The following is a 21,686-nucleotide window of genomic DNA, read 5'->3' as shown; positions in this document are numbered from 1 at the left end:
TTGTATGCCGACATGAGCAAAACCGAACCGTTAGACCAAGATCCCGTGTTCCAGCTGAAGGGCAGCATGCTGGCCATTACCGTGCTGGAACTGGCCCGTAACGACCTCGACAGCCTCGATCGGCAATTGGCCGCCAAAGTTGCGCAGGCGCCGAACTTCTTCAGCAACGCGCCGCTGGTTCTGGCGCTGGACAAGCTGCCCCCAGGCCAGGGCGCCGTTGATCTGCCGGGCCTGATGCGTGTATGCCGTCAACATGGCCTGCGCACCCTGGCGATTCGCGCCAGCCGCATCGAAGACATTGCCGCCGCCATCGCCATCGACATTCCGGTGTTGCCGCCGTCCGGTGCCCGGGAGCGGCCACTGGAGATGCCTGAAGCCGAAGTCAGAAAGAAGCCGGAAAAGCCGCCGGAACCGACCGTCAAACCGACGCGCGTCATCACCACGCCAGTACGTGGTGGCCAACAGATATATGCCCAGGGTGGCGATCTGGTGGTGGTGTCTTCGGTCAGCCCGGGGGCGGAACTTCTCGCCGATGGCAACATCCATGTATACGGCCCGATGCGTGGTCGGGCGCTGGCCGGCGTGAAGGGTGACACCAAGGCACGGATTTTCTGTCAGCAATTGAGCGCTGAACTGATCTCCATCGCCGGTCATTACAAGGTTTCCGAAGATTTGCGTCGCGACCCAATGTGGGGTTCGGGCGTCCAGGTCAGCCTGTCGGGCGACGTGTTGAACATCATTCGGCTTTAACGGATACTGCCGCATTTTCCAAGCATCTCTAAAACGTAGCGAAAACGGCTCAAACGAAGTAGGAAAAAGGCCAAAAGCCAAATTCCAGCCAAGGCTGTCCGACTGCAGTAGTTTTCAAGAGATGTTTTTCAGGGGCTAAAAAGTCCTTCTTCCTTAGGGGTGAAACACCTTGGCCAAGATTCTCGTGGTTACATCCGGCAAGGGTGGTGTGGGTAAGACCACCACCAGCGCCGCTATCGGTACCGGCCTCGCTCTGCGCGGCCACAAAACAGTGATCGTCGACTTCGACGTGGGCTTGCGTAACCTTGACCTGATCATGGGTTGCGAGCGCCGCGTGGTGTATGACTTCGTCAACGTGGTCAACGGCGAAGCCAACCTGCAACAGGCCCTGATCAAAGACAAGCGCCTGGAAAACCTCTACGTACTGGCCGCCAGTCAGACCCGCGACAAAGACGCGCTGACTGTCGAAGGCGTGGAAAAAGTCCTGATGGAGCTCAAGGAACAATTCGAGTTCGTCGTCTGCGACTCCCCGGCAGGTATTGAAAAAGGTGCCCACCTGGCCATGTACTTCGCTGATGAAGCGATCGTCGTGACCAACCCGGAAGTGTCCTCGGTACGAGATTCGGACCGCATGCTCGGCCTGCTGGCGAGCAAGTCGCGTCGCGCCGAACGTGGTGAAGACCCGATCAAGGAACACCTGCTGATCACCCGCTACCATCCGGAGCGTGTGGAAAAGGGCGAGATGCTTGGCGTTGAAGACGTCAAGGAAATCCTCTCGGTGACGCTGCTTGGCGTGATCCCGGAATCCCAGGCGGTGCTTAAAGCCTCCAACCAGGGCGTACCGGTGATTCTCGACGACCAGAGCGATGCCGGTCAGGCGTATAGCGATACCGTCGACCGTTTGCTGGGCAAAGAAAAAGCCCACCGTTTCCTCGATGTCGAGAAGAAGGGATTCTTCGAGCGCCTGTTTGGAGGTAGGTAATGAACCTTTTTGACTTCTTTCGTGCCAACAAAAAGCCAAGTACCGCCTCGGTAGCGAAAGAGCGTCTACAGATCATCGTGGCGCATGAGCGCGGCCAGCGCAGCACGCCGGATTACCTGCCAGCCTTGCAGAAGGAACTGGTCGACGTGATCCGCAAGTACGTCAACATCGGCAACGACGACGTACATGTTGCACTGGAAAGCCAGGGCAGTTGCTCGATTCTGGAACTCAACATCACCCTGCCTGATCGCTGATTCGATCCGGCCGGTACGACGGCGGTTCAGGGTCATTCCCTCGTTGGAATGAGCCTGAACCGCCGTTGGCATTTGTTACGAGGCTGTTTTAATGCCGCTGTCCAACATCCGCATCATCCATCAGGACGCCGCCGTACTGGTGGTCGACAAACCGACGTTGCTGCTTTCGGTGCCCGGTCGCGCCGACGACAACAAGGACTGCCTGATCACCCGCCTGCAGGAAAACGGCTACCCGGAAGCGCGTATCGTCCATCGCCTGGACTGGGAAACGTCCGGCATCATTTTGCTCGCCCGTGACGCCGACACGCACCGCGAACTGTCTCGCCAGTTTCACGACCGTGAAACCGAGAAGGCCTACACTGCGCTGGCCTGGGGTCAACCGGAACTGGACAGTGGCAGCATCGATCTGCCATTGCGCTACGACCCGCCGACCAAGCCGCGCCATGTGGTCGATCACGAATTCGGCAAACACGCATTGACCTTCTGGCGCGTGCTGGAACGTTGCGGCGACTGGTGTCGCGTTGAGCTGACGCCGATCACCGGCCGTTCTCATCAACTGCGCGTACACATGCTGTCCATCGGTCATCCGCTGCTGGGTGACGGGCTCTACGCCCACGAACAAGCCCTCGCCGCATGGCCGCGCCTGTGCCTGCACGCGAGCATGCTGAGCTTCACCCACCCGCAAACCGGTGAGCGCCTGCGCTTCGAGTGCCCTGCGCCGTTCTGACAAGCAACGGTTTACCCTTGTGAGAGGGGCTTGCTCGCGAATGCGGTGTTTCAGAAACAGATAGGCTGACTGACACAGCGCTTTCGCGAGCAAGCCCGCTCCCACAATGATCAACTTCAGCCCCGCGCCAATTCCCCGGCCGATGCGTTAAACTCGCGCCCATTGCTGTCTGGAGCTTCTTATGCGCGAAGAGTTGAACCAAGGCCTGATCGATTTCCTCAAGGCCTCCCCTACCCCGTTCCATGCCACCGCCAGCCTTGTTCAACGTCTGGAGGCCGCCGGTTTCGTGCGCCTCGACGAGCGCGAGACGTGGCACACCGAGGCCAATGGTCGCTATTACGTCACCCGTAACGACTCCTCCATCGTCGCGATCAAAATGGGCCGCAACTCGCCGCTGCACGATGGCATCCGCCTGGTCGGCGCCCACACCGACAGCCCCTGCCTGCGGGTCAAGCCGCAGCCGGAACTGCAACGCCAGGGCTTCTGGCAACTGGGTGTCGAAGTGTATGGCGGTGCGCTGCTGGCACCCTGGTTCGACCGCGACCTGTCGCTGGCCGGCCGCGTCACCTTCCGCCGCGACGGCAAGGTCGAAAGCCAGTTGATCGACTTCAAGGCACCGATCGCCATCATTCCGAACCTGGCCATTCACCTCAATCGTGAAGCCAATCAGGGCTGGGCGATCAACGCGCAGACCGAACTGCCGCCGATCCTCGCGCAGTTCGCCGGTGACGAGCGTGTCGACTTCCGTGCCGTGCTCACCGATCAACTGGCCCGCGAACACGGCCTGAACGCCGACGTCGTGCTCGATTACGAGCTGAGTTTCTACGACACGCAAAGCGCTGCCGTGATCGGCCTCAATGGCGACTTCATCGCCGGCGCGCGCCTGGATAACCTGCTGTCATGCTACGCCGGCCTGCAAGCCCTGCTGACCGCCGACACCGACGAAACCTGTGTGCTGGTGTGCAACGACCACGAAGAAGTCGGTTCCTGCTCGGCCTGCGGCGCCGACGGCCCGATGCTCGAACAGACACTGCGTCGCCTGCTGCCGGAAGGTGACGAGTTCGTTCGCACCATCCAGAAATCCCTGCTGGTCTCGGCCGACAACGCCCACGGCGTGCACCCCAACTACGCCGAAAAACACGACGCCAACCACGGGCCGAAACTCAACGCCGGCCCGGTGATCAAGGTCAACAGCAACCAGCGTTACGCCACCAACAGCGAAACCGCCGGTTTCTTCCGCCATCTGTGCATGGCCGAAGAAGTGCCGGTACAAAGCTTCGTGGTGCGCAGCGACATGGGTTGCGGTTCGACCATCGGCCCGATCACCGCCAGCCACCTGGGTGTGCGCACGGTCGACATCGGCCTGCCGACCTTCGCCATGCACTCGATCCGCGAACTGTGCGGCAGCCACGACCTGGCGCATCTGGTCAAAGTGCTGAGCGCGTTCTACGCCTGCCGCGAGCTGCCTTAAACGCTCAAAAGCTTCGCGAGCAAGCCCGCTCCCACAGGTTGAAATACATTCCAGTGTGGGAGCGGGCCTGCTCGCCAAAGCGGCAGTCCCGACGAAACAGATTTCATGCCCGAACCGACTCTATTCTGATGCACATCAGAACCGCTCCGCCAAAACCCGCCTAGACTTACATCATTCATTTCGACAAGGCAGTCTCCATGATCTCGATGTCTTCGTTCCACGCCATGCTCATTCCCATTCTGTCCGGAATGATCCTGCTGGCCATCGGTTTCAACTTCCGTGACAAAAATGCCGGCGTCTTCGCCATGTGGGTCGGCATGCTGATGATTCTCGCCACCGTGGTTTACAAGATCCTCGCCAAACTCAACGAATAAATCCGCGCCCGGCTCGCATTGACTCTGGCGGGCTCGTACACTCCAGCGAATCCGCCCCTTGCGAGGTTGACCGCCTAGTGTTTGCTCGTCTTTTTGCTTTGCCCAGTCTGTTCCTCGTCTGCCTGATGACGCTGCTGCCGCTGGCGCCCGCGCAGGCGGTTGGACTGCCCGGCCTGCTCAACACCAACAAGGCCCAGCCCGAAGCCCAGGAACCGCTCGGCCAGTCCCTCGACGAAGTCATCAAGTCGCTGGAAAACGACAAACAACGCGCACAATTGCTGACCGACCTGAAGAAGCTGCGCGACGCCACCAAAAAAGCCCAGGCCAGCCCCGAAGAAGGCGTGCTGGGCTTGATCGGCGGGACCCTCGCCAATTTCGAAAAGCAATTCACCGGCGCCGACAGCCCGTTGAACCGCTGGGGCAACGAATTCGACCTGGCCAAGGACGAACTGAGCGCGATGATGCTGCCGGCCAACGAGTGGCTGCCGATTATCTTTGGCTTCGCCATGATCCTGATGGTCTGGAGCCTGCTCGCCGCAGCGCTGATCTGGCTCGGTCACCGGGTGCGCATGCGTTTCGGTCTGACCGAAGAACTGCCGCAACACCCCAGAGCCCTGGACATGCTGCGCTTTGCCTTGCGCAAACTCGGGCCCTGGCTGATCGCATTGGTGATGACCGTCTACATGAGCTACGCACTGCCCTCGTCACTAGGTAAAAGCCTGGCGATGGTGCTGGCCTACGCGCTGGTGGTCGGCACCTGTTTTTCGGCGATCTGCGTGATTGCGTTTTCCCTGCTCGACGGCCCGCACCGCCATCGTGCGCTGTACATTCTGCGTCACCAGGCGTTCCGGCCGTTGTGGCTGATCGGCAGTTTCGCCGCGTTCGGTGAAGCATTGAACGACCCGCGCCTGATCGAAAGCCTGGGCGTGCACCTGGCGCACACGGCCGCAACCTTCGCCAATGTGCTCGCGGCACTGTCGACCGGTCTGTTCATCCTGCGTTTCCGCCGGCCGATTGCGCACCTGATCCGCAACCAGCCGCTGTCACGACGCCTGACCCGCCGCGCCCTCAGCGACACCATCGAAATCCTCGGCACCTTCTGGTATGTCCCGGCGCTGGTACTGGTCGGCATCTCGCTGTTCGCGACTTTCGTCTCCGCCGGCGACACCAGCACGGCCCTGCGCCAATCGCTGATCTGCACCGTGTTGCTGGTGATGTGCATGGTGATCAACGGCCTCGTGCGCCGCCACTCACTGAAACCGCAACGCGGACCGAAACGCCACGCGCTCTACTCCGAGCGTCTGAAAAGCTTCTTCTACACCCTCGCGCATCTGGTGGTGTGGCTGGTCTTCATCGAGCTCGGCCTGCGCGTTTGGGGTCAGTCGCTGATCGGTTTTGCCGAAGGCGAAGGACATGACGTCAGCGTCAAACTGTTCAGCCTCATCGGCACGCTGATTTTCGCCTGGCTGATCTGGATTCTTGCCGACACCGCCGTGCACCACGCCCTCACCCGCTCGCGCAAAGGCCTGGCCAACGCCCGCGCACAAACGATGATGCCGCTGATCCGCAACGTGCTGTTCGTGGCGATTTTCATCATTGCGCTGATCGTCGCCCTGGCGAACATGGGCATGAACGTCACGCCACTGCTGGCCGGTGCCGGTGTGATCGGTCTGGCCATCGGTTTCGGTGCGCAGTCGCTGGTCGCGGACTTGATCACCGGTCTGTTCATCATCATCGAAGACTCGCTGGCCATCGACGACTATGTCGACGTCGGCGGCCACCTCGGCACCGTCGAAGGCCTGACCATCCGTACCGTGCGTCTGCGCGACATCGACGGCATCGTCCACACGATCCCGTTCAGCGAAATCAAAAGCATCAAGAACTACTCCCGCGAATTCGGCTACGCGATTTTCCGTGTGGCGGTGCCGTACAACATGGAAATCGATGACGCGATCAAACTGATGCGCGAAGTCGGGCAGAAGATGCGTACCGATCCCCTGCAACGGCGCAACATCTGGTCGCCGCTGGAGATCCAGGGTGTGGAAAGCTTCGAGTCCGGCAGCGCGATTCTGCGCGCCCGATTCAAGACCGCGCCGATCAAGCAATGGGAAGTTTCCCGAGCGTTCAACCTGTCGCTCAAACGCCATCTCGACGAGGCCGGACTCGATCTCGCGACACCACGCATGAGCGTACAAGTGATCACTGCTGGCGGCGGGCAACCGAAGGAATAGCACTCAAGAGCGCGGTTGCAGTCACAGGCAAGGAAGCCCGACAACAATAATCAAGGAGAAACCGATGCAACTGACGCGCATTGCCCAAGCCGTTCTACTGACCCTGTTCGCCAGCCACGCCGGCGCCGCGACGCTGGAAAGCACCCGCACGCAAATTGCCGAACAAGCGCAAAAGCTAGAGCCCGAACTGCTGGAAACCCGCCGCGACATCCACGCTCATCCAGAACTCGGCAACACTGAAAAACGCACCGCCGAACGGGTCGCCAACCAGCTCAAGGCCATGGGCCTGGAAGTGAAAACCGGCGTCGCCCGCACCGGCGTGGTCGCCGTCCTCAAAGGCGCCCTGCCTGGCCCGACCGTAGCCCTGCGCGCCGACATGGACGCCCTGCCGGTCAAGGAAATTTCCGACCTGCCCTTCGCCTCAAAAGCCAAAGGCACCTATCTCGACAAGGAAGTCGACGTGATGCACGCCTGCGGCCACGACGCCCATACCGCGATCCTGCTGAGCACGGCGAAAATTCTCACAGGCATGCGCGACACCTTGCCCGGCACCGTGGTGTTCTACTTCCAGCCCGCCGAAGAAGGCCCAAGCGACTTCATCCCCGACGGCAAAAACACCTGGGGCGCAAAAATGATGGTCGAGGAAGGCGTAATGAAATCACCGAAACCCGACGCCGTCTTCGGCCTGCACGTCTGGGCCGGCGTCCCCGCCGGCCAGATCGCCTACCGCCCAGGCGCCACCCTGGCCAGCTCCGACGACCTGCGCATCAAAATCCTCGGCAAACAAACCCATGCTGGCCGCCCTTGGGACGGCATCGATCCGATCACCGTCGGCGCGCAAACCATCGTCGGCCTGCAAACCGTAGTCAGCCGCCGCACCGATATTTCGTCTTATCCGTCAGTAGTCAGCATCGGCACCATCAACGGCGGAACGCGCTACAACATCATTCCCGAATCCGTCGACATGACCGGGACGATCCGCTCCTACGACTACGGCATCCGCCAGAAGCTGCATGCCGACGTCCGCCAGACCGTGGAAAAAATCGCCGAAAGCGGCGGTGCCAAAGCCGACGTGACCATCATCGAAAAATACGACCCGACCATCAACAACGCAGCGCTGACGGAAAAAATGCTGCCGACCTTGAAGTGGGCGGCCAAGGATGACGTGGTGAATGCACCGCTGGTGGGAGGCGCGGAAGACTTTTCGTTTTTTGCCAAGGAAGTGCCGGGGCTGTTTGTTTTTCTGGGCGTGACGCCACGGGATCAGGACATGAGCAAAGCCGCGCCGAATCACAATCCGGGGTTCTTTGTCGATGAGTCGGCGTTGGTGGTGGGCGTGAGGACATTGGCCTCGTTGGCGACGGATTATTTGTATGCCAATGCGGGGGCGGGTAAGTAGAGATGAGGTGACTGTGGGAGTGCCTTCGCGAGCAGGCTCGCTCCCACATTTGGACCGTGTGCAGTCTGCCAGAAATTGGTCGGCTCCCAGGCCGCCATCGCGAGCAGGCTCACTCCTACAAGGGATCAAGTACATCCGCAAGAAACAGGTCGGCTGTCAGGCCGCCATCGCTGGCAAGCCAGCTCCCACAGGGATTGAGTCCAACCGGCAAACCTATATCGCTTCGGCTTCTCACCACTCAACACAATGAGCGTTAGCTCGAGTACCGCTTTTGATCTTGATCCACGGGCGACGTCGGAAGGCTGAGTGGAGGGATTGATCCGGGGGTGGGAGCGCAGCGACCGTTTGGCGCAGCCAAACACAGCGAGAGGAGGTGCAGCGAAGCAAACCGTAGGCGCTGCGCCCGGATCGATCTCGGAGCGAAGGAACCCCGAGCCCCAGCGAGCGGGCCGCACGTAGGAGCAAGCCTTTTGGGTTACCTTTTCGGCGTTTGGAAAAGGTGACCCGCCGTAAGGGCGGAACCCTAAGTAGCCGTTACCGCAGCAACGGATATACACCCAAAACGATCAAACCACATCAACCGATACGTGAATCGCATCATGCCGCCAAAACTCCAGATCACAATCGATCAACCGCTCATGCTGATCATAATTGACCCGAGCAATCCGTAAACCCGGACTCCCCACCGACACCCGCAAAGCCGCCGCCGCATCCACAGACAGCGACGTCGGCACAATCTCAAAGCGCACCCGCCCATAGTGCAAATCGTAATGCCGCGCATACAACTCGGTCATCGACTGATTCAAATCAAACTCAAGAATCCCCGGAAAAAACTGCGGATTCAGATAATGCTCCACATACAGCACCAACCGCCCATCAATGCGCCGCGACCGGCAAATCTGAATCACGCTCGACAGCGCCGGCAACTGCAACCACGCACACACCGCCGCCGACGCCGGCTGCAACCGCGCCGAAATCACCTCGGTCGAAGGCACCCGCCCCTGCGCACTGACCATCGCGTGAAAGTGACTGCGCTGCATCAGGTTATAGGCCAGACGCGGCGGCGAAACGAACCAGCCTCGGCGCTCCTCGCGATAAATCTGCCCCTGCGCCTCCAGTTGCAACAAGGCCTCACGCACAGTAATCCGCGTGGTGCCGAACAACTCACTGAGCTTGCGTTCGGCCGGCAACTTGCTGCCCGCCGCCAGCAGACCGTGATCGAGTTGCTCCTGCAACACCTGGCCAATGGCCGTCACCGCTTTTGTTGCCTCATCGCGCATCAACGTTACCTATCTGGACTAGACCAGCACTGTTTCAGGGCAAAACCGCACGGCACTCGCACCGTTTGCGAGTCATACAAGCCTAGGCAGTGCAGATGACCGCGAGATGACAAAACTCCCCAACGGTCATCAAAACGACTTGCAATACATCGGCCAAGTGCCTTGCCTACCGGGGCTTGAGGCATGGTCTACGCTTAGCGAGCACCCGCCAATACCTGGCTGATAAACGGCCCGTCGGGCAGCCACCGACATCAAAATGTCATCCAGCCCGCTTAAATTGGCTCAGGTATTGCTGACCTAGACCAACACATACCGCAATCGCAGCGTTGAACACGACCAAGGAGCTTCGGAATGAAACAGCTTTTCCTGGCAACACTGTTAGGCTCGACCATTGCCATGTGCACCTCCGCCATGGCGGCCGGCACCGATCTGAAAACCCTCGAAGCCGCTGCGAAAGCGGAAGGCGCCGTCAACAGCGTCGGCATGCCCGATGACTGGGCCAACTGGAAAGGCACCTGGGAAGACCTGGCCAAAACCTATGGCCTGAAGCACATCGACACCGACATGAGCTCGGCCCAGGAAATCGCCAAGTTCGCCGCCGAGAAAGACAATGCCACTGCCGATATCGGCGACGTCGGTGCGGCCTTCGGCCCGATCGCGGTCAAGCAAGGCGTGGTGCAACCGTACAAGCCAAGCACCTGGGATCAAATCCCGGAATGGGCCAAGGACAAGGACGGCAACTGGGCGCTGGCGTATACCGGCACCATCGCCTTCATCGTCAACAAAAAGCTGCTGCATGGTTCCGAAGTACCGACCAAGTGGGCTGACCTCAAGGGTGGCAAATACAAGGTTTCCATCGGTGACGTGAGCACCGCCGCGCAAGCCGCCAACGGCGTTCTGGCTGCTGCATTGGCCAACGGTGGTGACGAGAAAAACATCAAGCCTGCCTTGCTGTTGTTCGCCGACATCGCCAGGCAAGGTCGCCTGTCGATGGCCAACCCGACCATCGCCACCATGGAAAAAGGCGAAATCGAAGTCGGCGTGGTCTGGGACTTCAACGGCCTCAGCTACAAAGCCAAGATGGCCAACCCGGATGACTACGTGGTGCTGATCCCGTCCGACGGCTCGGTGATTTCCGGTTACACCACGATCATCAACAAGTACGCAAAAAACCCTAACGCCGCCAAGCTGACCCGCGAATACATCTTCAGCGACGCCGGCCAGACCAACCTCGCTCGCGGTAACGCCCGCCCGATCCGCGCCGAGCACCTGCAACTGCCGGAAGACGTGAAGGCCAAACTGCTGCCGAATGAGCAGTACAAAAAGGTCACGCCGATCAAAGACGCCGATGCGTGGGAAAAGACTTCCAAGGCCCTGCCACAGAAGTGGAACGAAGAAGTCATCGTCGAGATGAAATAACGCGGCTGATCACTACTGCGTGATCTGTTGAAGATCCAAATGTGGGAGCGAGCCTGCTCGCGAAGGCGTCGTGTCAGTCAACCTCAATGTTGAATGATCTGCCGCATTCGCGAGCAGGCTCGCTCCCACAAGGGATCTCGATTGAGTCTGAAATTTCCTGTTTCGCGGAGTTTTTGCCCCTATGAAGCACAACGTCATCCTTGTCGTGCTCGACGGCCTCAACTACGAGGTCGCGCGCCACGCCATGGGGCATCTGCAGGCTTATGTTGGCGCAGGACGCGCCGCGCTCTACCAGTTGGAGTGCGAACTGCCGGCCCTGTCCCGACCGCTTTATGAATGCATCCTCACCGGCGTGCCGCCGATTGACAGCGGCATCGTCCACAACAACGTCTCGCGCCTGTCCACTCAGCGCAGCATCTATCACTACGCCCGCGATGCCGGTTTGAAAACCGCCGCTGCGGCTTACCACTGGGTCAGCGAGCTGTACAACCGCTCACCGTTCGTCGCCACCCGCGACCGGCACACCGACAACCTGTCGCTGCCGATCCAGCACGGGCATTTCTACTGGAATGATCACTACCCGGATTCGCACCTGTTCGCCGACGCCGAAAACCTGCGCCTGCGCCACGCCCCGGACTTCCTGTTGATTCACCCGATGAACATTGACGATGCCGGGCACAAACACGGCCTCGACTCTTCGCAATACCGCAACAGCGCGCGCTTCGCCGACATCATCCTCGCCGACTATCTGCAGGGCTGGCTCGACGCTGGTTATCAGGTGCTGGTGACCGCCGATCACGGCATGAACAACGACCGCTCGCACAACGGCCTGCTGCCAGAAGAACGCCAGGTGCCGCTGTTCGTCCTCGGCGATGCGTTCACCCTCAATGCCGACGCCACACCGAAGCAGACGGACATCTGCGGCACAGTCTGCGAACTGCTCGGCGTGCCCCACGACAAACCTGTATGCCGGGAGCTGCTCAAGTGAATTCCATGACTCGCGGCAAATGGCTGGCGGCGCTGTGCCTGGTGCCCTTCGCGCTGTTTTTTATCGTTTTCGAAATCGCTCCGCTGATCTGGGTGATGATCAACAGCCTGCAATCGGAAGAATCCGGTTGGGGCTTCGCCAACTTCAGCACGATCTTCAATTCGAGGTTCTACTTGCAGGCGATCCAGTACAGCCTCGAGATCAGCTTCTGGTCGAGCGTGTTCGGCATCATCATCGCCGTGCTCGGTGCCTACTCGCTACGCCGGGTCGACTCGAAACTGCGCAACTTCGTGAATGCCTTTGCCAACATGACCAGCAACTTTGCCGGCGTGCCTCTGGCCTTCGCGTTCATCATCCTGCTCGGGTTCAACGGCAGCATCACCATCATGTTGAAGCAGTCGGGGATCATTCAAGACTTCAACCTCTATTCGAAAACCGGGCTGATCATCCTCTACACCTACTTCCAGATTCCCCTCGGCGTGCTGCTGCTCTACCCGGCCTTCGACGCCTTGCGTGAAGACTGGCGCGAGTCCGCCGCGCTGCTCGGCGCCAACGGCTGGCAGTTCTGGCGGCACATCGGTTTGCCGGTATTGACCCCGGCGCTGCTCGGTACGTTCGTGATCCTGCTGGCCAACGCCCTCGGTGCCTACGCCACGGTGTACGCACTGACCACCGGCAACTTCAACGTCCTGCCGATTCGCATTGCAGCGATGGTTTCCGGCGACATTTCCCTCAACCCGAATCTGGCCAGCGCCCTGGCCGTGGTGCTGGTGGCGCTGATGACCATCGTCACCGTCGTGCATCAACTGCTGTTGAAGAGGAGCTACCATGTCTCGCGCTGAATCCGGCCCGGCCGGCCTCTACCACCGCGTCGTGGTCTACCTGCTGTTCGCCATCCTTTTACTGCCGTTGGCGGGCACGCTGGTCTACTCCGTCGCCAGCAGTTGGTCGGCGACCATTCTGCCCAGCGGTTTCACCTTCAAGTGGTACCTTCAGCTGTGGAGCGACCCACGCTTCCTCCACGCCTTCGGCCAATCTTTGGTGGTGTGCGTCGGCGCGCTGGTGCTGTCGGTCGTGCTGATTCTGCCGCTGCTGTTCGTGGTGCATTACCACTTTCCGAAACTCGATGCGCTGATGAACATCCTCATCCTGCTGCCCTTCGCGGTGCCGCCGGTGGTGTCCTCAGTGGGCCTGTTGCAGCTCTACGGTTCCGGGCCGATGGCGATGGTCGGCACGCCGTGGATTCTGATCGGCTGCTACTTCACCGTGGCGCTGCCGTTCATGTACCGGGCGATCACCAACAACCTGCAAGCGATCAACCTGCGCGACCTGATGGACGCCGCGCAACTGCTCGGCGCCAGCACCTTTCAGGCGGCGTTCCTGGTGGTGCTGCCGAACCTGCGCAAAGGCCTGATGGTCGCCTTGCTGCTGTCGTTCTCGTTCCTGTTCGGTGAGTTCGTCTTCGCCAATATTCTGGTCGGCACGCGCTACGAAACCTTGCAGGTTTACCTGAACAACATGCGCAACAGCAGCGGCCACTTCACCAGTGCGCTGGTTATCTCGTATTTCTTTTTCGTGCTGGTCCTGACCTGGATCGCCAACATCTTGAACAAGGACAAAAGCGAATGAGCTACGTCAGCGTCCAACACCTGCAGAAGAACTACGCAGGCACCACGGTGTTCAGCGACATCAACTGCGAAATCAACAAGGGCGAATTTGTCACCCTGCTCGGTCCCTCCGGCTGCGGCAAATCGACCTTACTGCGTTGCATCGCCGGTCTGACACCCGTGGATGGCGGCGAGATCCTGCTTGATGGCGTCGATATCGTGCCGTTAAGCCCGCAGAAGCGCGGGATCGGCATGGTGTTTCAGAGCTATGCCCTGTTTCCCAACATGACTGTCGAACAGAACGTTGCCTTCGGTTTGCGCATGCAAAAGGTCAATGTCGACGACAGCCATAAACGTGTCTCGCAAGTGTTGCAACTGGTTGAACTGAATGATTTCGCCAGTCGTTATCCGCATCAGTTGTCCGGTGGTCAATGCCAGCGCGTTGCCCTTGCCCGTTCGCTGGTCACGCGTCCGCGCTTGCTGTTGCTGGATGAACCGCTGTCGGCCCTCGATGCGCGGATTCGTAAACACCTGCGTGAACAGATTCGCCAGATTCAACGCGAACTGGGCCTGACGACGATTTTCGTCACCCACGATCAGGAAGAAGCCCTGACCATGTCTGACCGGATTTTCCTGATGAATCAGGGAAAAATCGTACAGAGCGGCGATGCTGAAACCCTGTACACCGCGCCAGTCGATGTGTTCGCTGCCGGGTTCATCGGCAACTACAACCTGCTCGACGCCGATGACGCGTCGAAACTGTTGCAGCGCCCGATCAACCACCGCATCGCGATCCGACCGGAAGCCATCGAACTGAGCCTCAATGGCGAACTCGACGCGCAGATCCGCAGCCACAGCCTGCTGGGCAACGTGATCCGCTACCGGGTCGAAGCACGCGGCGTGGAACTGGTGGTGGATGTACTCAACCGCTCGGCCGCCGATCTGCACCCCGATGGCCAGCGCCTGGCACTTTCCATCGATCCGACGGCCCTGTGTGAGGTCGCTTAAAAGCAGCTGCAAGCTTCGAGCTACAAGCTTCAAGCTGTAGACTGCGGCGTAACTGATTTCAATTCTTGCAGCTCGACGCTTGTAGCTCGCAGCTGTTCTCGGAGAGAACCGATGGCTTTGGCAATTTTTGATCTGGACGAAACGTTGATCCATGGCGACTGCGCCACACTCTGGAGCGAGCAGATGGGGCGCCTCGGCTGGGTTGATCCCGAGTCGTTCATGCGCAAGAACAACGATCTGATGGACGCCTACAGCCATGGAAAATTGCGCATGGAAGAGTACATGGCATTCAGCCTGGAACCTTTGATCGGGCGCACGCCGGAAGAAGTCGATCATCTGGTCGGGCCGTGGGTGGAAGACTTCATCGAACCGATCATCTTCAGCGACGCAACCAAGACCATCGCCGCCCACCGCAAGGCCGGCGACCGGATTCTGGTGATCTCGGCGTCGGGCACGCACCTGGTCAAACCGATTGCCGATCGCTTGGGTATCGATGAAATTCTGGGGATTGAACTGGAAGTCGCCCATGGCGTGTACAGCGGCCACACCGTCGGCACCCTGACGTATCGCGAAGGCAAGATCACTCGTTTGCTGGAATGGCTCGATGCAGAAGAAGAAAATCTGGAAGGCGCGAGCTTCTATTCCGACTCACGCAATGATCTGCCGTTGCTGCTGAAGGTGGATTTTCCGCACGTTGTGAACCCGGACCCGGTTCTGCTGGAACATGCCGAAAAAGCCGGCTGGCCAATTCATCACTGGAAGTAAACAGAGATCCAAATGTGGGAGCGGGCTTGCTCGCGAAGGCGGTGGATCAGTCAAGAATTTATCGACTGACACTGCGCTTTCGCGAACAAGCCCGCTCCCACAATGGTTGTGTGGTGTCAGCTCAGGCTGTCGTCAATCACCAACACCAGTTTGCCGGCGACTTTATTGCTCGCCAGTTCGGCAAACGCCGCTTCGGCATCTTTCACCGGGAAGGCCTTGGCCAGTTGCGGACTCAAGCGCCCTTCAGCGAACAACGGCCACACCTGCTGGCGCAGATCACTCAACAGATCCGCCTTGAACTGATCGTCCCGGCTACGCAACGTCGAACCCAGCAGTTGCACACGCTTGCCCAGCACCTGAGCCAGGTCCAGTTGCGCCTCACGGCCGCCCATCAGACCGATCAACACCCAGCGCCCATCCAGTGCCATCAGCTTCAGATTCAGCGCCGAATACTGCCCCCCCACCGGGTCGAGAATCACATCGAACGGCCCGAAGTCACGCAGGCTTTCCAGGTCATCGGTGCGCACCACTCCGCCCTGCGCACCCAGCGCCTCACAGTAAGCCAGGCGCTCGGCTGAACCGACGCTGACCCAGCAAGGATTGCCAAACGCCTTGCACAACTGAATGGCCGCTGAACCGATTCCACTTGCTCCGGCGTGCAGGAGAACTTTCTCACCCGGCTTGAGCGCCGCGAGTTGAAACACATTCAGCCAGACTGTTGCGTAAACCTCGGGCAATGCCGCGGCCTCAATCAGCGAAACCCCTTCGGGTACCGGCAGCACATGCCGGCCGTCAACCACGACCTCTTCGGCCATCCCGCCCCCGGCCAGCAGGGCGCAAACCCGGTCCCCGACCTGCCAGGCACTGCCCGCGCCAACCTCGCTGATCACCCCGGAACACTCAAGACCGAGTACCTGACTGGCGCCAGGGGGTGGTGGATAAAGTCCTGCTTTCTGTAATAAATCGGCTCGATTGAGGCCGGCTGCCGCCACTCGGATGCGAACTTGTCCTACATCGCATGTAGGACTCGGCTCCTCAACCCATACCACTTGACCTTCAACGCCTTGCAATGCCTTCACAGTGCCTCCATAGTGAGTCTGGACTGAGCCCGAAGCTGTAGCGCCGGGCTTTTTGCATTATGCGACCGGATCTCGTAGAACCGGCGACTTCAAAGACGGCCTAATATGCGTTATCAATTGTCCCCGCGTCGAATCAGCATGAAGCATTTGCTCCCCAGCACCGCCCTCGCTCTTTTCATCGGTATCGGCCTCTTGCCGGTGTCGGGCAATACATTCGCAGCCAACAGCTGGGACAAGTTGCAGCCTGATCGCGATGAAGTCATCGCCAGCCTGAATGTCGTCGAGTTGCTAAAGCGTCACCACTACAGCAAGCCGCCGCTCGACGATGCGCGCTCGGTAATCATCTACGACAGCTACATCAAGCTGCTGGACCCGTCGCGCAGCTATTTCATGGCCAGCGACATCGCCGAATTCGACAAGTGGAAGACGCAGTTCGACGACTTCCTAAAAAGCGGCGACCTCAACGCCGGCTTCACCATCTACAAACGCTATCTGGACCGTGTCAAGGCGCGCCTGGACTTCGCCCTTGCGGAGCTGAACAAAGGCGTCGACAAGATGGACTTCAACACCAAGGAGACCTTGATGATCGATCGCAAGGATGCCCCTTGGCTGAAATCCACCGCAGAACTGGACGACCTGTGGCGCAAACGCGTCAAAGACGAAGTCCTGCGCCAGAAGATCGCCGGCAAGGAGCCGAAGCAGATCCAAGAAACCCTGACCAAGCGCTACAAGAACCAGTTGGCGCGTCTGGACCAGACCCGCCCGGAAGACATCTTCCAGGCGTACATCAACACCTTCGCCATGTCTTACGATCCGCACACCAACTATCTGTCGCCGGATAACGCGGAAAACTTCGACATCAACATGAGCCTGTCCCTCGAGGGCATCGGTGCCGTGTTGCAAAGCGATAACGACCAGGTGAAAGTCGTGCGTCTGGTGCCGGCAGGCCCGGCTGACAAGACCAAGCAGGTTGCCCCGGCCGACAAGATCATTGGCGTTGCCCAAGGTAACAAAGAGATGGTCGACGTGGTCGGCTGGCGCCTGGACGAAGTGGTCAAGCTGATCCGTGGTCCCAAAGGCACCGTGGTACGTCTGGAAGTGATTCCGGCGAGCAATGCGCCGAACGACCAGACCACCAAGATCGTGCCGATCACTCGTGAAGCGGTGAAGCTCGAAGACCAGGCCGTGAAGAAGTCCGTCCTCAACCTGAAACAGGACGGCAAGGACTACAAGCTCGGCGTCATCGAAATTCCAGCGTTCTACCTCGACTTCAAGGCGTTCCGTGCCGGTGATCCGGACTACAAGAGCACCACGCGCGACGTCAAGAAACTGCTGACCGAACTGCAGAAAGAAAAAGTCGACGGCGTGGTCATCGATCTGCGCAACAACGGTGGCGGTTCCCTCCAGGAAGCCACCGAGCTTACCAGCCTGTTCATCGACAAGGGCCCGACCGTGCTCGTGCGTAACGCCGATGGCCGTGTCGATGTGCTTGAAGATGAAAATCCGGGCGCGTTCTACAAAGGTCCGATGGCGCTGCTGGTCAATCGACTGTCCGCTTCGGCATCGGAGATTTTTGCCGGCGCCATGCAGGACTACCACCGCGCACTGATCATCGGTGGCCAGACCTTCGGTAAAGGCACCGTGCAGACCATTCAACCGTTGAACCATGGCGAACTGAAACTGACCCTGGCCAAGTTCTACCGGGTTTCCGGCCAGAGCACCCAGCATCAGGGTGTCCTGCCGGACGTCGACTATCCGTCGCTGATCGACACCAAGGAAATCGGCGAGAGCGCCCTGCCGGAAGCCATGCCGTGGGACACCATCCGCGCGGCGATCAAACCGGCGGCCGACCCGTTCAAGCCGTTCATTGCCCAGCTCAAGTCCGAACATGACGCCCGCACCGCCAAGGATGCCGAGTTCGTGTTCATCCGTGACAAGCTGGCCCTGGCGAAGAAACTGATGGAAGAAAAAACCGTCAGCCTCAATGAAGCGGAGCGTCGTGCCCAGCACGCCGATATCGACGCCAAGCAGCTGGCCATGGAGAACATCCGTCGCAAGGCTAAGGGCGAAGAACCGCTCAAAGAGCTGAAGAAAGAAGACGAAGACGCCCTCGCCGCCGCCGAGCCGGACAAGGTCAAACCAGAAGACGATGCTTACCTGAGTGAAACCGGGCGCGTGCTGCTGGATTACCTGAAGCTGAGTAATCAGGTGGCCAAGAAGTAACGTGATGGCAATTTAATTCTGACGATCCCCGGATAGTCATCAAACAGTCATCATTCTGTCGTGCAATAAAGGACTGGGAGCCACTCTCTTCATCGAGAGCGCTCCCAGTCCTTTTTTTATCGCCAGAGATTGCCATGACCACGACCGAACAGCTGGGTGCCTTGAGCTCGATCCTGACTCAAAGCGGATTACACAGCCTGTTCCAGCCGATCATCTGTCTCTCCGAACGCCGCATTCTCGGTTACGAGGCCCTCACCCGTGGCCCGTCCAACAGCCCGCTTCACTCGCCCATTGCGCTGTTCGCCGTGGCGCGCCAGGCAGGGCGCCTGAGCGAACTGGAAATCGCTTGCCGGCAATCCGCGTGCCGCCGTTTCAACGAGCAACAGCTACCGGGTAAATTGTTCCTCAACGTTTCGCCCGAATCCTTGCTTGAAGCCGCCCATCAACCGGGACGCACGCTGCAATTGCTGCAGGACTTCGGTATTCCGCCGAGCCAAGTGGTGATCGAACTCACCGAACAGACGCCAATCGACGACTTTCAGTTGCTGCAAACCGCGCTGCATCACTATCGGGCGATGGGTTTTTCCATCGCACTGGATGATCTCGGCGCCGGCTACTCGAGCCTGCGGCTGTGGTCGGAACTGCGCCCGGATTACGTGAAGATTGACCGCCACTTTATCGACGGTATTCATCAGGATGCGTTGAAGCGCGAATTCGTCGGCTCGATTTTGCAAATCGCCAAAGCCTCGCGGGCACAGGTCATTGCCGAAGGCATCGAACTGCCGGAAGAACTCGCCGTGCTGACGGAAATGGGCGTTGACCTGGTACAGGGTTATCTGCTTGGTCGTCCACAAGAGCATCCACCGCGCGATGCCCGCACCCTGATGCCGAAACACGACAGCAGCGCCGTGGCGCTCAACGACGAAGGCAGCGACCTCAGCGCCCTGCTCAACGAGCAACCGGCGGTGAACCGCAACACACCGACCGCCACCGTGCTGGAAGCTTTTCGTCGGCAAGCCAACCTGAATTCGCTGGCGGTGCTCGATGACCAAGGCCAACCCTGTGGCATCGTCCATCGCCACTCCCTGTCGGATGCGTTGCTCAAACCGTTCGCCACCGACCTGTTCGCGCGCAAACCGATCAGCCGCCTGATGAACGACGACTTCCTCGCCGTGGAAATGAGCCAGTCGTTGCAACAAGTCAGCCGCCTGATCACCAGCCGCGCCCGCCAACGCATCGAAGAAGACTTCATCATCACCCTCAACGGCGGCTACCTCGGCCTCGGCCGGGTGATCGACGTACTCAAACTGATCACCGAACTGAAGATCCAGCAAGCTCGCTACGCCAATCCACTGACCCTGCTGCCCGGCAACGTCCCCATCCAGCAATGCCTGACGCGCTTGCTGCAACAGGGCCGCGAGTCGGTCATCTGCTACGTCGACATCGACAGCTTCAAACCCTTCAACGACATCTACGGCTACGGCCGCGGCGACGAAGTGTTGCTGTGCCTGGCGCAATGCCTCAACGAACGCGTAGACCCGAGTCGCGATTTCGTCGGCCATATTGGCGGCGATGATTTCCTCCTCGTCCTCGGCCCGGAAGACTGGCGCAAACGACTCAATCAGTTGCTTGATGACTTTCAAAGCCAATGCCGCCGTTTCTATCGGCCTGAGCATCTGGAGGCCGGCTGCTTCATCGCCCCGAATCGCCAAGGGGTGCGGCAGGAGTTTCCGCTGTTGTCGCTATCGATTGGCGTGGTCCGCCTGCACCCCGAAGCCTGCACGCACTTGGACGCCAGCCAGCTTGCGGAAATGGCTTCGCAGGCGAAGCATCATGCGAAGAATGTGCCTGGGTATAGCGTGCATGTTATCGAGAGCATGAAGGCGCTGCCCTTTATCGAAGCGCGAGTTTCAGGCCATCGTTGATGTTATAGAACAACCGAAAAACTACCATGTAGACCGATCTTCACTAGCGGCCTTTGCTAGATCATGCTCCCAAACCACCTTCGCGAACTGGTAGATGTCCTGGAAAAAACCTCGGGGGTTTTCTAGGGCGTCCCACTCTTCACGAGGCCAACTTGCAGCTTCGTACGGATCGATTTCAAACAAAAGCTGAAAGTCGTACTTTGGATTTCTGAGTTTCTCTTCCAAGCTTTCAAGCAATACCAACTTGTGTCTATAGGAAAGGTACGGCAGATTCAGACAATACTTTTTAATTAACAACTCTCTATCGGCAGAAACATTGGGATTATAAATCTCAAGCTCTGCGCCTCGAGTTTCTTCCCGATCATAAACATCAAGCACACCTACAAACCACATTAAATTCGGCTCAAACGCTTCGTTAAGGTAGGGATTTTTCAGCATCACTTCACCTCTGTAGGAAATCCTGTAAATGGTTTTTGCGTGTTTACTTCATCAAACTTTACCTCAAACCAATTTAGGTGCTCATTTAAAATAGGATTTTGAACATCCCTCCTATTTGGCCTGTACCCACGGCCTGCATCCGGCAGCTCCAGCCTCACTATTGGATTGTTATTTTGGTCAACTCCGTTATGCATTATCAAACCATGCTTATCTTTTGTCATCGCTTTATTTAACGCCGCCAAGTGCATTCGCCAATTATAAAACTGTGAACTACGGTTACCTAGCGCACGTCTTGGAACAACTCCTGTATGAGGGTTCGCGCCATTAATAGCTCGCTGTTTAAGTGCCCTATCCGAAATTTCCGGGCTGTGCTTTTCAACGGTGTGCATGCCATAAATATTTTCATATTCAATTACCCGTCGCTTCGCATTCGCCTCCGCCAACTCATCAATCCTCGCTCTACGCTCCTGGGCCGTCATCTTCGGCAGCGCTGGCTCACCCTCATCAACCCTAGCGCCACTTGCCCTACCCGGCACCGCACATCCTGGATTATTCGGCGGCGGGCAGTTGGAGCTCAACCCCAACGGATCAACCCACCCCGTCGGATTCGGCACGTACTGGTACTGATTCAACCCACCGGCCAACTTGATCGGATCGGGTGTCAGATACCTTCCCAGCCGCGGGTCGTAATAACGGTGCCGGTTGTAGTGCAGCCCGCTTTCGCCGTCGAAATACTGCCCCTGAAAGCGCAGCGGCTGGTCCAGGT

At 59.0% G+C, this 21,686-nt stretch carries 20 protein-coding genes; 16 read left to right on the top strand and 4 right to left on the bottom strand.

The window, feature by feature from the left end; translation table 11 throughout:
- Positions 1 to 12 precede the first annotated feature (12 nt).
- From minC to AACY19_RS25940, 8 genes are all read left to right on the top strand, one after another.
- Positions 13 to 750, top strand: coding sequence for a septum site-determining protein MinC (gene minC, locus AACY19_RS25975; protein ID WP_339454391.1), 738 nt, complete (start codon positions 13 to 15; stop codon positions 748 to 750).
- A gap of 169 nt (positions 751 to 919) precedes the next feature.
- Entirely contained in the window at positions 920 to 1,732 is an 813-nt protein-coding gene (minD, locus tag AACY19_RS25970; protein ID WP_007913953.1) for a septum site-determining protein MinD, read from the top strand.
- Complete coding sequence (gene minE, locus AACY19_RS25965) at positions 1,732 to 1,986, top strand: cell division topological specificity factor MinE (protein ID WP_003223146.1); 255 nt, start codon at positions 1,732 to 1,734, stop codon at positions 1,984 to 1,986. The genes minD and minE overlap by 1 nt, the downstream gene beginning before the upstream one ends.
- Before the next feature lie 91 nt (positions 1,987 to 2,077).
- Complete coding sequence (locus tag AACY19_RS25960) at positions 2,078 to 2,713, top strand: RluA family pseudouridine synthase (protein ID WP_007960625.1); 636 nt, start codon at positions 2,078 to 2,080, stop codon at positions 2,711 to 2,713.
- Between the two features lie 181 nt (positions 2,714 to 2,894).
- Positions 2,895 to 4,184 carry a M18 family aminopeptidase gene (locus AACY19_RS25955; RefSeq protein ID WP_339454390.1) on the top strand — a complete coding sequence of 430 codons (1,290 nt, stop codon included), beginning with the start codon at positions 2,895 to 2,897 and terminating at the stop codon, positions 4,182 to 4,184.
- 197 nt (positions 4,185 to 4,381) lie between these two features.
- The gene (locus AACY19_RS25950) at positions 4,382 to 4,558 is read left to right on the top strand and encodes a hypothetical protein (RefSeq protein WP_007965354.1); all 177 of its coding nucleotides are present in this window, start codon (positions 4,382 to 4,384) and stop codon (positions 4,556 to 4,558) included.
- A gap of 77 nt (positions 4,559 to 4,635) precedes the next feature.
- Entirely contained in the window at positions 4,636 to 6,789 is a 2,154-nt protein-coding gene (locus tag AACY19_RS25945) for a mechanosensitive ion channel family protein (RefSeq protein WP_339454389.1), read from the top strand.
- A 64-nt stretch (positions 6,790 to 6,853) separates the two neighbouring features.
- Positions 6,854 to 8,188, top strand: a complete 1,335-nt coding sequence (locus tag AACY19_RS25940) for an amidohydrolase (RefSeq protein ID WP_339454388.1) — start codon at positions 6,854 to 6,856, stop codon at positions 8,186 to 8,188.
- 566 nt (positions 8,189 to 8,754) lie between these two features.
- Here AACY19_RS25940 and AACY19_RS25935 read toward each other — a convergent pair.
- Complete coding sequence (locus tag AACY19_RS25935) at positions 8,755 to 9,468, bottom strand: UTRA domain-containing protein (RefSeq protein WP_105709331.1); 714 nt, start codon at positions 9,466 to 9,468, stop codon at positions 8,755 to 8,757.
- Between the two features lie 351 nt (positions 9,469 to 9,819).
- Here AACY19_RS25935 and AACY19_RS25930 point away from each other — a divergent pair, with 351 nt between their 5' ends.
- The 6 genes from AACY19_RS25930 to AACY19_RS25900 all read left to right on the top strand — a co-directional run bounded on the left by AACY19_RS25930 (position 9,820) and on the right by AACY19_RS25900 (position 15,255).
- A complete protein-coding gene (locus AACY19_RS25930; protein ID WP_339454387.1) occupies positions 9,820 to 10,887 on the top strand; it encodes an ABC transporter substrate-binding protein in 1,068 nt (355 codons plus the stop codon).
- Between the two features lie 181 nt (positions 10,888 to 11,068).
- Positions 11,069 to 11,875: an alkaline phosphatase family protein gene (locus AACY19_RS25920; protein ID WP_339454386.1), complete on the top strand. Its 807-nt coding sequence runs from the start codon at positions 11,069 to 11,071 to the stop codon at positions 11,873 to 11,875.
- A 5-nt stretch (positions 11,876 to 11,880) separates the two neighbouring features.
- Entirely contained in the window at positions 11,881 to 12,717 is an 837-nt protein-coding gene (locus tag AACY19_RS25915) for an ABC transporter permease (protein WP_339454401.1), read from the top strand.
- Complete coding sequence (locus tag AACY19_RS25910; protein ID WP_339454385.1) at positions 12,704 to 13,504, top strand: ABC transporter permease; 801 nt, start codon at positions 12,704 to 12,706, stop codon at positions 13,502 to 13,504. Before AACY19_RS25915 ends, AACY19_RS25910 begins: the two co-directional genes overlap by 14 nt.
- Positions 13,501 to 14,490, top strand: coding sequence for an ABC transporter ATP-binding protein (locus tag AACY19_RS25905; RefSeq protein WP_339454384.1), 990 nt, complete (start codon positions 13,501 to 13,503; stop codon positions 14,488 to 14,490). Before AACY19_RS25910 ends, AACY19_RS25905 begins: the two co-directional genes overlap by 4 nt.
- Positions 14,491 to 14,601: 111 nt before the next feature.
- Positions 14,602 to 15,255 (top strand): HAD family hydrolase, encoded by a 654-nt coding sequence (locus tag AACY19_RS25900; protein WP_339454383.1) that lies wholly within the window; start codon positions 14,602 to 14,604, stop codon positions 15,253 to 15,255.
- A gap of 116 nt (positions 15,256 to 15,371) precedes the next feature.
- On the opposite strand, the gene AACY19_RS25895 is transcribed toward AACY19_RS25900, so the two are convergent.
- On the bottom strand, positions 15,372 to 16,334 hold the full coding sequence (locus AACY19_RS25895; RefSeq protein ID WP_339454382.1) for a zinc-binding dehydrogenase: 963 nt from the start codon (positions 16,332 to 16,334) through the stop codon (positions 15,372 to 15,374).
- A 138-nt stretch (positions 16,335 to 16,472) separates the two neighbouring features.
- On the opposite strand from AACY19_RS25895, the gene AACY19_RS25890 reads away from it, so the two are divergent.
- Positions 16,473 to 18,557: a carboxy terminal-processing peptidase gene (locus AACY19_RS25890; protein WP_339454381.1), complete on the top strand. Its 2,085-nt coding sequence runs from the start codon at positions 16,473 to 16,475 to the stop codon at positions 18,555 to 18,557.
- Between the two features lie 134 nt (positions 18,558 to 18,691).
- Positions 18,692 to 20,482: a bifunctional diguanylate cyclase/phosphodiesterase gene (locus AACY19_RS25885; protein ID WP_339454380.1), complete on the top strand. Its 1,791-nt coding sequence runs from the start codon at positions 18,692 to 18,694 to the stop codon at positions 20,480 to 20,482.
- Positions 20,483 to 20,503: 21 nt separating this feature from the next.
- Here the strand turns inward: AACY19_RS25885 and AACY19_RS25880 are convergent, their stop codons facing one another.
- Both AACY19_RS25880 and AACY19_RS25875 read right to left on the bottom strand, forming a co-directional pair.
- Positions 20,504 to 20,920: a hypothetical protein gene (locus AACY19_RS25880; RefSeq protein WP_339454379.1), complete on the bottom strand. Its 417-nt coding sequence runs from the start codon at positions 20,918 to 20,920 to the stop codon at positions 20,504 to 20,506.
- Positions 20,920 to 21,686: RHS repeat-associated core domain-containing protein (locus AACY19_RS25875; protein WP_339454378.1), on the bottom strand; the 767-nt coding region annotated here is incomplete at its 5' end. The genes AACY19_RS25880 and AACY19_RS25875, both read right to left, overlap by 1 nt.

The sequence above is a fragment of the Pseudomonas sp. EA_5y_Pfl2_R50 genome, assembly GCF_963970475.1.
Classification (GTDB): Bacteria; Pseudomonadota; Gammaproteobacteria; order Pseudomonadales; family Pseudomonadaceae; genus Aquipseudomonas.
Note: the sequence above shows the minus strand (reverse complement) of the source record. Positions and strands in the feature narration are given on the sequence as shown.